This is a genomic window from Streptomyces sp. NPDC018029, assembly GCF_044327655.1.
In the GTDB taxonomy this organism is placed as follows: Bacteria; Actinomycetota; Actinomycetes; order Streptomycetales; family Streptomycetaceae; genus Streptomyces.
The window spans coordinates 373916-387010 of the sequence record NZ_JBIRFV010000001.1; the positions used below are offsets into that span (position 1 = coordinate 373916).

Sequence of the window (13095 nt, forward strand, 5' to 3'; positions counted from 1 at the left end):
CCGCCCTCAAGCCCCTCTTCTTCTGTAAAACCGTCTCCGTGAGGGCTCGGACGTGTTTCATACACCTGTGGTTCAAGAATTCCCGGAAGGTGACGTGCCCTTCGCGCAGCTCTCCCCTGCTGCCCGCACTCCCTGGGCGAAACACGACCCGAAGACCGATGGTCATCTGCCCCTGTGGCGGCACCTGGCCGACAGCGCCGGCGTGGCCGGGAAGCTCTGGGATGTGTGGCTGCCCGCCAACATCAAATCCCTTGTGGCCAAAGGTCTTCCAGAGGGTGAGAGCGGTGCACGACGGCTCGTGATGTTCCTCGCGGGAGCCCATGACGTCGGCAAGGCAACCTGTGCCTTCGCGTGCCAAGTCGATTCGCTCGCCGATCGCATGCGCTCTGCCGGCCTGGAAATGCCGACCGCCGCGCGATATGGAACCGATCGCCACACAGCACCGCATGGGCTCGCCGGGCAGTTGCTGCTCCAGGAATGGCTCAGCGTGCGCTTTGGCATGACCACAAGGGTGTCCGGACAGTTTGCTGTAGTGGCAGGCGGGCATCACGGCACGCCGCCCGAGCACCAGCAGATTCATGACCTTCAACTCCGCCCCTGGCTCCTGCGCCACCCCGGCGATGCCGAGAGCCTGTGGCGCAGCGTGCAGTACGAGTTGATGGACGGATGCGCTGAACTAGCGGGCGTCACAAGGTATTTACCTGGTTGGAAGAATGTTCGACTTACGCAACCCGCGCAAGTTCTCCTTACCGCGATCGTGATCCTGGCGGACTGGATAGCCAGCTCCGCTGAGCTGTTCCCGTACGATCCGGCTTCCTGGCATCCGATCGGCCCGGTAGGCGAAGCCCGCCGTCTCACGGCAGCCTGGGAGGGATTGGACCTGCCGGGCCCCTGGGAGCCTGAGCAACCTGACCGCTCCGCAGAATCACTGTTCGCCGAGCGCTTCGCTCTCCCCGTCGAGGCTCAGATCAGACCGGTACAGAGCGAGGCCGTTCGGGCAGCGCGCCAGATGCCCTCTCCAGGGCTGCTGATGATCGAAGCCCCAATGGGTGAAGGCAAGACCGAAGCGGCATTCGCGGCTGCGGAGATCCTGGCCGCCAGGAGCGGGGCCGGTGGTTGTCTGGTGGCGCTACCCACTCGGGCGACTGGTGATGCCATGTTCCCGCGGTTGTTGGACTGGCTCGATCACCTGCCCGACTCCGGTCCCTCGACGATCGCCCTGGCCCATGCGAAAGCAGCGCTCAACGACGTCTGGTCGGGTCTCTTGCGCCGGGGACATCGCACCATCGCAGCGGTCGAGCCGGATCGATCACAGCAGCTGAGCGGGGTGCGGTCCCCTCGTTCCGAACCTGCCGGGCTACAGGCTCATCAGTGGTTACGGGGGCGGAAGAAGACACTGCTCGCCTCGTTCGCGGTGGGGACCATCGATCAGGTGCTGTTCGCCGGGCTCAAGAGCCGACACCTGGCACTGCGGCATCTGGCGGTGGCGGGCAAGGTCGTCATCATCGATGAAGTACACGCCTACGACGCCTATATGAGCCGATACCTCGACCGGGTTCTGGAGTGGCTCGCCGCGTATCGCGTTCCGGTCATCATGCTGTCGGCGACCCTTCCTGCCGACCGCAGGCGAGCGCTGGCGGCCAGTTACGCAGGAGAAGCGGTCACGGATGGCACGATGAGGTCGGACTCCGCTGCCTACCCTCTGATCACCGCCGTTGCGCCAGGTGCCCCTGTCCTGTCTGTACAGCCTCCTGGCGCATCGGAGCGCCATACGGATGTGACGTTGGAACGGTTGGACGACGATCTTGACCAGCTAGCCGACCGGCTGATGCATGAGCTCCAGGACGGCGGCTGCGCTCTGGTCGTGCGGAACACCGTCCAGCGCGTCTTGGATGCGGCCGACGGGTTGCGTGAGCGGTTCGGTGCACAGCACGTGACGGTCACGCATTCCAGGTTCCTGGCCGCTGACCGAGCAGCTCGGGACGCCGAACTGCGGGATGTCTTTGGGCCAGACGGAAAGCGGCCCACTGGCCCACACATCGTGGTGGCCAGCCAGGTGGTCGAGCAGTCACTCGACGTGGATTTCGACCTGCTTGTCACCGATCTGGCACCGGTGGACCTGATGCTCCAGCGCATGGGGCGACTGCACCGACACCCACGACAGCGCCCGACGCGGCTCGCCATGGCCCGCTGCCTTGTGACGGGTGCCGCGTGGGAGCCGGATCTGCCACAGCCCGTGCGCGGCTCGGAGGTCATCTACGGACGGCACGCTCTGCTTCGGTGCCTGGCCGTGCTCGGGCCACATCTCGACGGCGAACAGCTGGTGCTTCCCCACCACATCAGCCCCCTCGTTCAGGCCGCCTACGGTAAGGCCGAGCTCGGCTCGCCGAGATGGGCAGGGGAACTGAGCGCGGCGAAGGCGGAACACTTCCGCGTTCTCGCGGACAAGCGGCAGAAGGCAGAGGCGTTTTTGCTCGGTCCGGTCAGACGGGCCGGGCGCCCGATCTACGGCTGGCTCGGTGCCAATGCCGGCGATGCCGACGACACCCGTGAGGGCAGAGCGCAAGTGCGCGACAGCCAGGAAAGCCTGGAGGTCATGGTGGTGCAGCGATTGCGTGATGGCACGCTTGCCACGGTGCCCTGGCTGCCCCGCGGGCAGGGCGGTCTGAGGCTGCCGACGGACTTCCCTCCCGACCGTCGGACCGCCGAGGCCGTCGCCGCGAGCGTGATCGCTCTGCCTCGGCTGTTCACCCATCCCGGTGCGATCGATCGGACCATCGGTGAGCTGGAGCGTTTCATGGTCCCTGCCTGGCAGGTGAAGGAATGCCCTTTGCTGGCAGGCGAGTTGCTGCTCGTTCTGGACGAGGATTGTCAGACCCGTCTGTCAGGCTTCGTTCTCAGGTACAGCGTCGACGACGGGTTGCGGGTGCAGACCGCCTTCGAGGCGCCACGTGCCCCCACCGTGCCAGTGCACGAGGCCGAACCGACGGAGGAAGTCGATGATGATCGGGCAGCACGCCGGTCGGTCCCCACGCTCGTCACCGGTAAGGAGCTGAGCCCCGTGCCACCGACGCGCCCTCCTCTCCAGGGCCCTCCCTCCTTCAGCCTCGTGACATCCGCGTGGTTGCCGGTCCAGCGCCTCGACGGAAGCATGGACGAGCTGTCACTCACGGAAATCTTTGCCCAGGCCCGAGATGTGCGTCGCCTCGTGGGTGACCTTCCGACTCAGGATTTCGCCCTGCTGAGGCTGTTGTTGGCGATTCTGCACGACGCGGTCGACGGTCCGGCGGAACTCGAAGACTGGGCGCAGTTGTGGGAGTCGCAGGACCCGTTCGGCGAAGTCCCCGGCTACCTCGATCGGCACCGGGACCGCTTCGACCTGTTCCAGGCGGATGCGCCCTTCTATCAGGTGTCCGGCCTGACCACAGCAAAGGAAGAAATAGCTTCTCTCAACCGCCTCGTCGCCGACGTGCCGAACGGGGAGCCCTTCTTCACCATGCGAAATCCCGGCGTTGAGCGGCTTTCCTACGCCGAGGCCGCGCGCTGGCTGGTACACGCTCACGCCTACGACCCCTCGGGAATCAAGTCCGGGATGGTGGGGGACCCTCGGGCCAAGTCCGGCAAGGTGTATCCGCTCGGCGTCGGCTCCCTCGGCAATCTCGGCGGTATCCATGCCGAGGGCATCACCCTGCACCAGACCCTGCTCCTGAACCTGATTGCCTTCGACGAGGGCATTGTCGAGCAAGAAGAAAGGGACCTGCCCGCCTGGCGACACCCCCCGTCCACGGCAGGGGCCGCCGACCCAGGCCGACTCGCCCGGGGCCCGGTCGGGCTGCGTGACCTGTACACCTGGCAGTCACGGCGCCTGCGCCTGCACGTCGACGGCGAGCAGGTGAGCGGTGTCGTTCTCGGGTACGGGGACCCGCTGACTCCGCACGCGCCCTGGAAGCGGGAGCCCATGTGCAGTTGGAGGCGCAGTGCCGCACAGGAGAAGAAGCAGGGGCGGCCGTTGGTCTACATGCCGCGCCAACACGATCCGAGCCGGGCGGCCTGGCGCGGGTTGGGCTCGCTGCTGCCGGCGCGGCGCTCGGCCGGCGACGACACTGGGCGCGGCACTCCGGAATCGCTTCCCGCCGGAGTCGTCTCCTGGTATTCGATGCTGGCTTCGGAAGGTTTCATCGATCAGACGTCATTGATCCGGGTGCGGCTCGTAGGCGCGGTGTACGGCACGCAGCAGTCCGTGGTGGACGAGATCGTGGATGACTCGGTCGTCCTGCCGGTGGTCCTCCTGCACGAGGAGAAACCCGACTTCGGCGCCACAGCGGTCGATGCGGTGCACGACGCGCAGGGCGCGGTGACGGCGCTGGGCCAGCTGGCCGGGAACCTGGCGCGTGCCGTGGGCTCGAACCCCGATCCCGCAAGCGATGCCGCCCGCGACCTCGGTTTCGGAGCGCTGGATGGGCCGTACCGGCAGTGGCTTGCCGCCTTGCGTCCGGGCACCGACCCGCACGAGGCTCGGAGGCTCTGGCAGGCCACTGTCCGACAGCGGATAACGCGGCTCGGGCTGGATTTACTCGATTCCGCGGGGTCCGCCGCCTCGGAGGGCCGGGTGGCCACGGTTCCCGGCTCGGGGCGTCTCTGGGTCAATGACGCACGCGCGGAAGTGTTGTTCCGACAGCGGCTGAACCAGGTATTACCGCCACCGCGACAAGACCCGAACGAAGGTAACTGAATGACCGACGACATGCCGTCACCGCCCAAGAGCACACCGCGGTCATCTTCGGGGGGTGGGCTGTTTCGTCCGTCCCTGCAGGCACCAGGACGCGCCACCGACCGTTGCATAGGGCGCCTGCAGGCCCTGTACCGACAGAAGGAATCGAGCGCCGCAGCGGCCCTGGCCCGTCTCCGGCGGGGAGTCGGCAAGACCGTGCACGAAGCGCCCGAGAGCTGGGGCAACGACGGATTGGAGGAGCTGTCCGCCATCCGAGCGGAGCACGACTCCGCCGAGGACGTCGAGCCGGGGGACGGAGCGTCAGCAAAGTACTACTCCGCCGAGGAACGCTACTGGAGCGAGCAGCGCGAACTCGCCGAGGAGAAAGCCGTATTCCTTGCGATCACGTTGTGGGCGCTCCATCAACAGTCCATCCGCGACGCCAATATGCACGCGCATGACTGGGGCCTGGGCCGATCCGTCCGCCACCTGGCGCAGGGGCGGTCGATTGGTGGAGAACCACAACCCACGACGTCCGTCGTCAAGTTGAACGAGGAGCTGAACGAGCCCATCCGTAAACGGTTCGTACGGATCGGCACTTCCACATCATTTGAGATGTTGGGCACCAGGCTCCGCGAAATGGTGCTGCTGCTCCGTGGCGCGCGGCTCCCCCTCGACTATGCGCGACTGGCCGACCAATTGGCTGCTTGGCAGGACACCGCCCGTCAAGCCGAGGTCCGCCGGACCTGGGGCCGCGACTTCCACCTGTCCGCGCAACGAAGATCCCGCAGCAGCGAGGCAGGTCCCGCGGTTGACGGAGACAACAGGGCCGGCCTCGACGACCTACTCAACGCCGACGACTAGCGAGCAGGGTGACAACTCGGCATTCGTCACTGCATGTGCTGGCACTCACAGGGAGAACTCTCGTTGACACGCACCATTCTTGACATCCACATTCTTCAGTCCGTGCCGCCCAGCAACCTGAATCGCGACGAGACGGGCACCCCCAAATCTGCCGTCTACGGTGGCGTACGGCGGGCCCGTGTCTCCAGCCAGGCGTGGAAGCGGGCTACGCGGAGGGCTTTCGCCGACCTGCTCCCCCCGTCCGAACTCGGCGTACGGACAAAAAAGGTCGTTGACGCGCTCGCCGAGCGGATCACGGAGCTGAAACCGTCATGGGAAGCCTCCACGAGTGTCGAACTGGCCGCTGATGTCATGCGTGCCGCTACCGGCTCCAAGATCGATACGCCGAAAAGCCGGGGCAAGGGCGGAGCAGAGGCAGAACGCGAGCCGAGCCCCGAGTCCTCGTATCTGATGTTCCTCAGCGGCCGTCAGCTCGACGCACTGGCAGTGCTCGCTCTGGAGGGCAGCCCCAGTGGCGACCTCAAGGCGTTCAAAGAGGTCCTCAAGAACAACAAGGAGTACAGGGCCCGCATCCGGGATGCGGTCGACAGCCGCCACTCCGTGGACATCGCCTTGTTCGGTCGTATGGTCGCCGACTCACCCGGCCTGAATGTGGAAGGGGCCACCCAGGTCGCCCACGCGATCGGGGTGCACCCCTCCGAGATCGAATCGGATTACTTCACGGCCGTGGACGACCGGAGCGCCGACGAAGCATCCGGAGCCGGGATGATCGGCACCATCGACTTCAACTCGGCGACGCTCTACCGGTATGCCGCGGTGGACATCGACGAACTCCATCGAAATCTCGGCGCCGGACTCCAGGAGAACGAACACCCGACGACGCCTGCACAGAAGGCGGCGAGCGCCTTCCTCGAAGCGTTCATCACTTCCTTGCCGACAGGAAAGATCAACACCTTCGGCAATCACACACTGCCGGCTGCCGTGATCGTCAAACTCCGTTCGCAGCGGCCCATCAGCTTCGTCGGCGCGTTCGAAGAACCAGTGCGCCAGGGCACCGAGGGCGGCTACGTCCGGGAGAGCTGCAAGCGTCTCGCGGCCTACATTCCCGACCTGGAACGCCAGTACGGGGTCCCCGACGACCAGCCGACCTGGGTCTTTCGCGTAGGCGAGGAAACCCGGGCGCTCGCGGAATTGGGCACCGGGGTCACCTTGGGCACCCTCACCAAAGCCGTCGAGGACGCCGTCGCGCAGCGGCTGGGAGCGCCGGGGTCGCCGGGGTCGCCGGGGTCGCCGGCATGAGCGTCCTGCTGCTCCGGCTGGCCGGGCCTCTGCAGGCGTGGGGATCCGCGGCCCGCTTCGCCCGCCGCAGCACGGAGAACGCCCCGACCAAGAGCGGCGTCCTCGGGCTGCTCGCCGCAGCACTGGGCCGAGGACGGGAAGAGGACCTGTCCGACCTGGCGGCACTGCGGTTCGGTGTAAGGATCGACCAGCCAGGCACCCGGGTGCGGGACTTCCACACGGCCCACCACTCGGTCTCGGGCCGGGCCATGCCGCTGTCCGAGCGGTTCTACCTGGCGGACGCGGTCTTCCTGGCCGGGGTCGAAGGCGACAACCGTCTGATCCGACAACTCTATGAGGCGCTCCTCGCCCCGCGGTTCCTTCCGTTCCTCGGCCGTCGGTCATGTCCGCCGGCGCGCCCCATCACCATCGGCCCGCCCCAGGAGATTCCGCTGGAGGAGGCCTTGCGCGAAACCCCGTGGCAGGCGGCCAACTGGTACGTCAGGCAATCCACTGCACGCCGGCGAGACAGCGGTGTGCCTGGCTCGGATCCGGCCCTGGAGACACTGATCGACTGTCCTCCCGCCGAAGTACCCGACTTCTCGGTACGGGACATTCCGCTGAGCTTCGATCCCCGGCACCGCCAGTACGGTCTGCGCGGAGTACGTACAGGACGGCCCGAGCCCCCCACACCCCCGCCAGGTGTCGCACCCTCCTCCCCACCGCACGAACCGACCAGCCTGCTCCCACCTGCCGACGGACCGTCCGCCTCCGCCTGGCCCCCGGACATGACACCACCGGAATCCGGACTGCCGAGGATCCACTGATGTATCTGACCCGCTTCCGCTTCAACTCCGCACGCTCCGGAGCGCGTCGCCTCCTCGGCTCGCCCCACCTGATGCACGGCGCCGTGAACATGGCTTTCCCCGAACCACCGGCACGGGACGGCCAGGGCCCACGTGTCCTGTGGCGCCTCGACAACGACCACCAGGCACGGACCCAGCTCTACATCGTCAGTCCGCACCGGCCCGACCTGACGCACCTCGTCGAGCAGGCCGGTTGGCCGACCTTGGCCGAACCCGGCTGGGCCACCTTCGCCTACACCGGCTTCCTCGATGCCCTCGCCGCCAAAGACACCTGGAGCTTCAGGCTCACCGCCAACCCTGTCCACAACATCCGTCTGCCCCAGGACAGACCAGGCGCCCGCACCCATCGCACCGCCCACCGCACACCACGCCACCAGCTGCGCTGGCTGCTGGAGCGCCAGGAAGGGGCGGGCTTCGAGGTACTGCGCAAGGCCCCCGGCAAACAGTTGACTCAGTTCGGCGACGAGTACGAACTGATCGTGCGGGACCAGCTGCCGCTCCGGTTCCGACGGCCTGGGGCAGAACGACCGCGCCAAGACGTCCGATTCACCCGGGTGACCTTCGACGGACGATTGCGGATCACCGATCCCGAAGCCTTCCGCCGCACCCTCACCCACGGCCTCGGCAAGGCCAAGGCATACGGCTGCGGACTGATGACGCTCGCCCCGGTGGCCCCTCAGTGAGCACCGTCGGACGCAGGCCGGCGTCCACACCCCGTGAACTCACCCGGGTCGGGGACCGACTGTCCTTCATCTACCTGGAGCGATGCACCATTCACCGCGACGACAACGCGATCACAGCGACCGATGCGGACGGTGTGACCCACATTCCGTCCGCCACCATCGGCATACTGCTCCTCGGTCCCGGCACCCGAGTCACCCACCAGGCCATGACCCTGCTCGGCGAGTGCGGAGCAGGCGTGACATGGGTCGGCGAGCACGGCGTGCGCTTCTACGCGGGCGGACGCGCTCTGAGCCGCTCGTCCGCACTGGCCGAGGCACAGGCCACCGCCTGGGCAAACCGACGTACCCGGCTCGAAGTGGCCCGTGCGATGTACCGTCTCCGGTTTCCGCACGACGACCCCGCCGGACACTCCCGCCAGGAACTGCTGAGCATGGAGGGACGTCGACTCAAGGAGTGCTACGGACGTGAGGCGGCCCGCACCGGAGTCCCATGGCGACGACGCGAATATCATCGAGAGGACTTCTCGGCAGGCGATCCGCCCAACCAAGCGGTCACCGCGGCAGCACAGTGCATGTACGGCGTCGCCCACTCCGTCGTCTCCGCCCTGGGCTGCTCGCCCGCCCTCGGGTTCGTGCACTCCGGCAACGAACGGTCCTTCGTACTCGACATCGCGGACCTCTATAAGACAGACGTGGCCATCCCAGCAGCGTTCGATGCAGCCGCGGAGGGAGCGGAGGACGTCGCCTCCCGAACCCGCAGGGCCTTGCGGGACCGCATCAACCGGGCGAACCTGCTTGATCGCTGTGTACGCGACATCAAGAACTTGCTCGGCCACACGGGCGCCGGTGCGGCCATGGACACCGAAGAGGACCGCACGACCGTGCAGTCAGACGGCGACACCCATCTCGAAGGCGGACGCAACTACGGCGCAGAGGAACCGATCTGGTGACGGTCATCGTGCTCGCCAACTGCCCCTCCGGACTCAGAGGGTTCCTCACACGCTGGCTCCTGGAGATCTCCCCCGGCGTCTTCCTGGGCGCTCCCACAGCGCGCGTACGAGACATTCTGTGGGCAGAAGTACGCCAGTACTCCGGCCAGGGCCGCGCCCTCCTGGCCTACCAAACCGACACCGAACAAGGCTTTGCCTTCAAGACCCACGACCACGCCTGGCACCCGATGGACCACGAAGGCCTGACCCTGATCCACCGCCCGTCCCTCACCACTCCTCACTCCGACAACCGTCAACCGTCACCACCTCGCTCGGGATGGAGCAAGGCGTCGAAGAGACGACGGTTCGGCGGCTGACAAGAACGACGGACCGCCTGGTCCTCCCACACAGACACGAAGCCCCATTTGCACGTTATGCCGAAATCTTGGTTAGTAAGCAAAATCGGGCGTCCTTGCCCACAGGCATGCAGGTCACTCGCGTGGTCCCCGCGCGTGCGGGGGTGGTCCCGTAGCGGCACCGTCGTGGCGACCGCGGGGCCAGTGGTCCCCTCGCGTGCGGGGGTGGTCCCTCTCCTTCGCTGGTGCCGGTGCGGCGCCGCCAGTGGTCCCCGCGCGAACGGGGGTGGTCCTCAGCCAAGGCGGCGGGCTCTCGAGCTTCTATGGTGGTCCCCGCGCGTGCGGGGGTGGTCCCCGGAAGTTCGCCGTTCTGGGTTGCTGCGTCATGTGGTCCCCGCGCGTGCGGGGGTGGTCCCTTGGGCTCGTACCACCAGCCCGGGCCGCGCGGGTGGTCCCCGCGCGTGCGGGGGTGGTCCACGTCGTCGGTGCCGCAGCTAACGCATTAAGGGGTGGTCCCCGCGCGTGCGGGGGTGGTCCCTGTCCGCCTCTCAGTCGGTAACTGCCCGCCTTGTGGTCCCCGCGCGTGCGGGGGTGGTCCCCTCGGCGCCGACGGCCTGGAGCCCTCCACCGAGTGGTCCCCGGCATGCGGGGGTGGCCCCAAGGACGGGGTGGTCACGAGCCGCCGCGTGAAGTGGTCCCCGCGTATGCGGGGGTGGTCCCCCGGAGCTGCCGCTCGGCCGGACCTCCGGCCTGTGGTCCCCGCGCATGCAGGAGCGATCCCCGCGTGCCGTCGGCGCGCCGACCTAGCGACGCGTGGTCCCCGCACATGCAGGATTGGCCGAGTACCTGACTCGGAGACTGTGCCAGTTTTCCCGGTGCTGCCTACCTCGCGGCCTACGCCGGCCTGGCTCCAGCAACGAGGGGTTTGGGTTCCTCAATCCGAGGCTGACAACCCTTACGCAGCGGAAACAAACAGCTCAGAGGGCCTTCTCCCTCCATCTCCGCTCCGGGTTCGCCGCCCTGACCGTCCCGGTCTCCCAGTCCCACGTGGACAGGAAGATCGCCCAGGGCAAGCACCAAAGTCATAGGGGCCCCGAGGGCCCACCTGGCCGAAGAACTGCCTTGCCATACAGGGGCTTACCGGTCCCCCCCCCAACATCGACCGCGACCGGTCGGCACCTCCCGAGACGTGCCCCAGGCTCCCGCGCGTACACCTCAGGTGCTCCCGGTCAAGGCCTGACCAATCCCCGCCTCGCGCGGCCCCCAGAAGCAACCCCCGACACCGTCAAGCGCGAACGTCCCGCTGCTGCACTTCCTTGAGGACCGCCGCCACTGTGGCGAAGTCGTTGTCCACATGGAGCACCGTGTGACCGTGATGGGCCGCTGTCGCGCACACCAGGAGATCGATGGCTCCGGCGGCGCGATGCTGCCCCTGCTGGGTGAGCTTGTACTGCGCAGTCTCCACCCACCGCCACGCATTCTTGGGAACCGGCGAGAACTGACAGAGAGCATCCAACTCCCCGGTCAACTCGTCGCGGTGGGCCGGGCTGGTGGCCGAGTAGAGGAACTCTGCCCTTGTGGGTTCGCAGATATGGAACACGCCCGCGGCGATGTGCCCTTCCCAGGGCAGCAAGGCCCCCGGCGTGCGGAAGAGATGCCAGAGGGCGGAGGCGTCAAGGAGGTAGGTGATCACTCGAAGGCTGCCTGCCGGGCACGCTTAGCAGCAGCATGCGCCGCAGCCGCGGCCTCGAACTCGCCCCGCTCACCCCGCGCGGCCAGCTTCTCGGCAGCCTCCAGCCGCTTGATGCGCGCCACGTAGTCCCGCAGAGCCCCGTTGACCGTCTCTTTCTTCGTCGAGACACCCATGAGCCGCATCGCCTCGGCCAGTGCCTCGTCATCGAGATCGATCTGAGTAACAGACATACCAGCCACCCCTCACCGAGAGTACGTGATGTACATAACCACGATACATCACCAACATGCCCCTGCGGAGGCATCACGCAGAGGGCAAACGCGACTCGATCACCGAGAGACGCCCGCCGGTCCGGGTACGGTCACCACACCCTTGACCCGGCCGCAACCCGAAACACGGGACCACTTCGCCGGGGAACCTAGGGCGCAGCATGCTCGGCGTATGCGAGCCCCTTACGAGGGCCGTGAGGCCGTGGCGCCGTTTCACGACACTCCCACGACGACGTCACCACAAAACCCCAGGTCAAAGCCGTTCACAGCTCGCCCTGGATGCGCGAGGGCTCACGTTCGCCACACCTCCGCGAGGCGAACGCCACACGCAAGACGCCCCCGAGGGGTGCGTTTCCCCAGGTCAGAACGATTCTGCCCGGAGATGAAGGGTGGGGCGGGTGGGACTCGAACCCACGGCCGACGGATTATGAGTCCGCTGCTCTAACCGGCTGAGCTACCGCCCCTAACGGCGCGTCGCGCACATTTGTGCGCGCCGTCTGCCGCAGCATAGCCGCTCATACGATCTCCTGCTTCGGATGGTCGGCATCGCTCGACCATGAGGACCGCAGGGCTGCCCGCGTGGTTCCACGAGGCGCGGAACCCGTGCGGAACCAGTACGAAACCCGTACGAAGAAGGACCCCCGACAGACATCTCAGGGGTCCTTCTGCACAGCTCTCCCGACTGGACTCGAACCAGTAACCTGCCGGTTAACAGCCGGCTGCTCTGCCAATTGAGCTACAGGAGACCGAGCTCCCCCGACTGGACTCGAACCAGTAACCTGCCGGTTAACAGCCGGCTGCTCTGCCAATTGAGCTACAGGGGATCGTCTCGTTGCATCGAACGCACCTAGCTGGGAACTCTCCGGGCGGCGCGCGCTCGCTGCGACACATACATTAGCGCAAGCAGGGGGGTGCTCCGCCAATCGGTATCCCTCGGGCGATCAGCAGGCGAGCGACAGACGCGTGACAGATACGAGTGACAGACGTGCGAAGCCGACGCAAGGGAAGGGTGGCAGCCATGCGGTACCGGCTCACATTCGTGGCGGGACTGGCCCTCGGGTACGTGCTCGGGACCCGGGCCGGACGCGAGCGTTATGAGCAGTTGCGGAAGTCCGCCCGCGAGATCTCGCAGAACCCGGCGGTGCGCAACACCGTGGAGTCCGCGACCCAGCAGGGGCGCGAGGTGGCGGGCAAGGCCTTCCACACGGTCTCCGAGAAGGTCGGGGACAAGATGCCCGAGTCGGTCGCCGACCGGGTCCGGTCCCTGCGCGAGCGCGGACCGGGCGGCGGCACCGAGGACGACTGGGGCACGAGCAACACGTAAGACGGCACGAGCAACACGTAGAACGGCACGAGCAACAGGCAGGACGGCGCGAGAGCACGGTTCCCGCCGGGTCACGGATCACGGAGAGCGAACAGAGGTACGGGACACGTCCCGCGGTGCGG

Annotated in this window: 10 protein-coding genes, 3 tRNA genes, 1 pseudogene and 1 CRISPR repeat array; of the genes and pseudogenes, 9 read left to right on the plus strand and 5 right to left on the minus strand. The window is 67.0% G+C overall.

From position 1 onward, the window contains the following. Positions 1-94: 94 nt before the first annotated feature. From casA to ACH4D5_RS01655, 8 genes and pseudogenes are all read left to right on the plus strand, one after another. Positions 95-4732 carry a type I-E CRISPR-associated protein Cse1/CasA gene (gene casA, locus ACH4D5_RS01620; protein ID WP_398297446.1) on the plus strand — a complete coding sequence of 1546 codons (4638 nt, stop codon included), beginning with the start codon at positions 95-97 and terminating at the stop codon, positions 4730-4732. Beyond that, complete coding sequence (gene casB, locus ACH4D5_RS01625) at positions 4733-5575, plus strand: type I-E CRISPR-associated protein Cse2/CasB (protein WP_398297448.1); 843 nt, start codon at positions 4733-4735, stop codon at positions 5573-5575. Positions 5576-5638: 63 nt separating this feature from the next. After that, positions 5639-6874 carry a type I-E CRISPR-associated protein Cas7/Cse4/CasC gene (gene cas7e / locus ACH4D5_RS01630; protein WP_398297450.1) on the plus strand — a complete coding sequence of 412 codons (1236 nt, stop codon included), beginning with the start codon at positions 5639-5641 and terminating at the stop codon, positions 6872-6874. Then, on the plus strand, positions 6871-7680 hold the full coding sequence (gene cas5e / locus ACH4D5_RS01635; protein WP_398297452.1) for a type I-E CRISPR-associated protein Cas5/CasD: 810 nt from the start codon (positions 6871-6873) through the stop codon (positions 7678-7680). Before cas7e ends, cas5e begins: the two co-directional genes overlap by 4 nt. Next, on the plus strand, positions 7680-8402 hold the full coding sequence (cas6e, locus tag ACH4D5_RS01640; protein ID WP_398297454.1) for a type I-E CRISPR-associated protein Cas6/Cse3/CasE: 723 nt from the start codon (positions 7680-7682) through the stop codon (positions 8400-8402). The genes cas5e and cas6e overlap by 1 nt, the downstream gene beginning before the upstream one ends. Continuing rightward, positions 8399-9352 (plus strand): type I-E CRISPR-associated endonuclease Cas1e, encoded by a 954-nt coding sequence (gene cas1e / locus ACH4D5_RS01645; protein WP_398297455.1) that lies wholly within the window; start codon positions 8399-8401, stop codon positions 9350-9352. The genes cas6e and cas1e overlap by 4 nt, the downstream gene beginning before the upstream one ends. Further along, on the plus strand, positions 9349-9708 hold the full coding sequence (gene cas2e, locus ACH4D5_RS01650) for a type I-E CRISPR-associated endoribonuclease Cas2e (RefSeq protein ID WP_398297457.1): 360 nt from the start codon (positions 9349-9351) through the stop codon (positions 9706-9708). Before cas1e ends, cas2e begins: the two co-directional genes overlap by 4 nt. Positions 9709-9830: 122 nt before the next feature. Beyond that, positions 9831-10529: direct repeats of the CRISPR family, unit length 28 nt; unit sequence GTGGTCCCCGCGCGTGCGGGGGTGGTCC. A 23-nt stretch (positions 10530-10552) separates the two neighbouring features. Further along, a pseudogene (locus ACH4D5_RS01655) lies at positions 10553-10770 on the plus strand (IS110 family transposase); the annotation flags it as partial. Positions 10771-10972: 202 nt separating this feature from the next. Here ACH4D5_RS01655 and ACH4D5_RS01660 read toward each other — a convergent pair. From ACH4D5_RS01660 to ACH4D5_RS01680, 5 genes are all read right to left on the minus strand, one after another. Beyond that, complete coding sequence (locus ACH4D5_RS01660; RefSeq protein ID WP_398297459.1) at positions 10973-11380, minus strand: PIN domain nuclease; 408 nt, start codon at positions 11378-11380, stop codon at positions 10973-10975. Beyond that, positions 11377-11610 carry a type II toxin-antitoxin system VapB family antitoxin gene (locus ACH4D5_RS01665; protein ID WP_398297461.1) on the minus strand — a complete coding sequence of 78 codons (234 nt, stop codon included), beginning with the start codon at positions 11608-11610 and terminating at the stop codon, positions 11377-11379. Before ACH4D5_RS01665 ends, ACH4D5_RS01660 begins: the two co-directional genes overlap by 4 nt. Before the next feature lie 429 nt (positions 11611-12039). Next, positions 12040-12113: transfer RNA gene (locus tag ACH4D5_RS01670), tRNA-Ile, on the minus strand. Positions 12114-12322: 209 nt separating this feature from the next. Continuing rightward, positions 12323-12395 (minus strand) — tRNA-Asn (locus tag ACH4D5_RS01675). Positions 12396-12400: 5 nt separating this feature from the next. Next, a tRNA-Asn gene (locus tag ACH4D5_RS01680) sits at positions 12401-12473 on the minus strand. Positions 12474-12658: 185 nt separating this feature from the next. Between ACH4D5_RS01680 and ACH4D5_RS01685 the strand changes: the two genes are divergently transcribed. Continuing rightward, a complete protein-coding gene (locus ACH4D5_RS01685) occupies positions 12659-12973 on the plus strand; it encodes a YtxH domain-containing protein (RefSeq protein WP_362996808.1) in 315 nt (104 codons plus the stop codon). Positions 12974-13095 lie beyond the last annotated feature (122 nt).

Coding starts and splice junctions, on each gene's coding strand:
- casB (WP_398297448.1), top strand. CDS start 4,733: ATGACCGACGACATGCCGTCACCGCCCAAGAGCACACCGCGGTCATCT.
- cas5e (WP_398297452.1), top strand. CDS start 6,871: ATGAGCGTCCTGCTGCTCCGGCTGGCCGGGCCTCTGCAGGCGTGGGGA.
- cas6e (WP_398297454.1), top strand. CDS start 7,680: ATGTATCTGACCCGCTTCCGCTTCAACTCCGCACGCTCCGGAGCGCGT.
- ACH4D5_RS01665 (WP_398297461.1), bottom strand. CDS start 11,610: ATGTCTGTTACTCAGATCGATCTCGATGACGAGGCACTGGCCGAGGCG.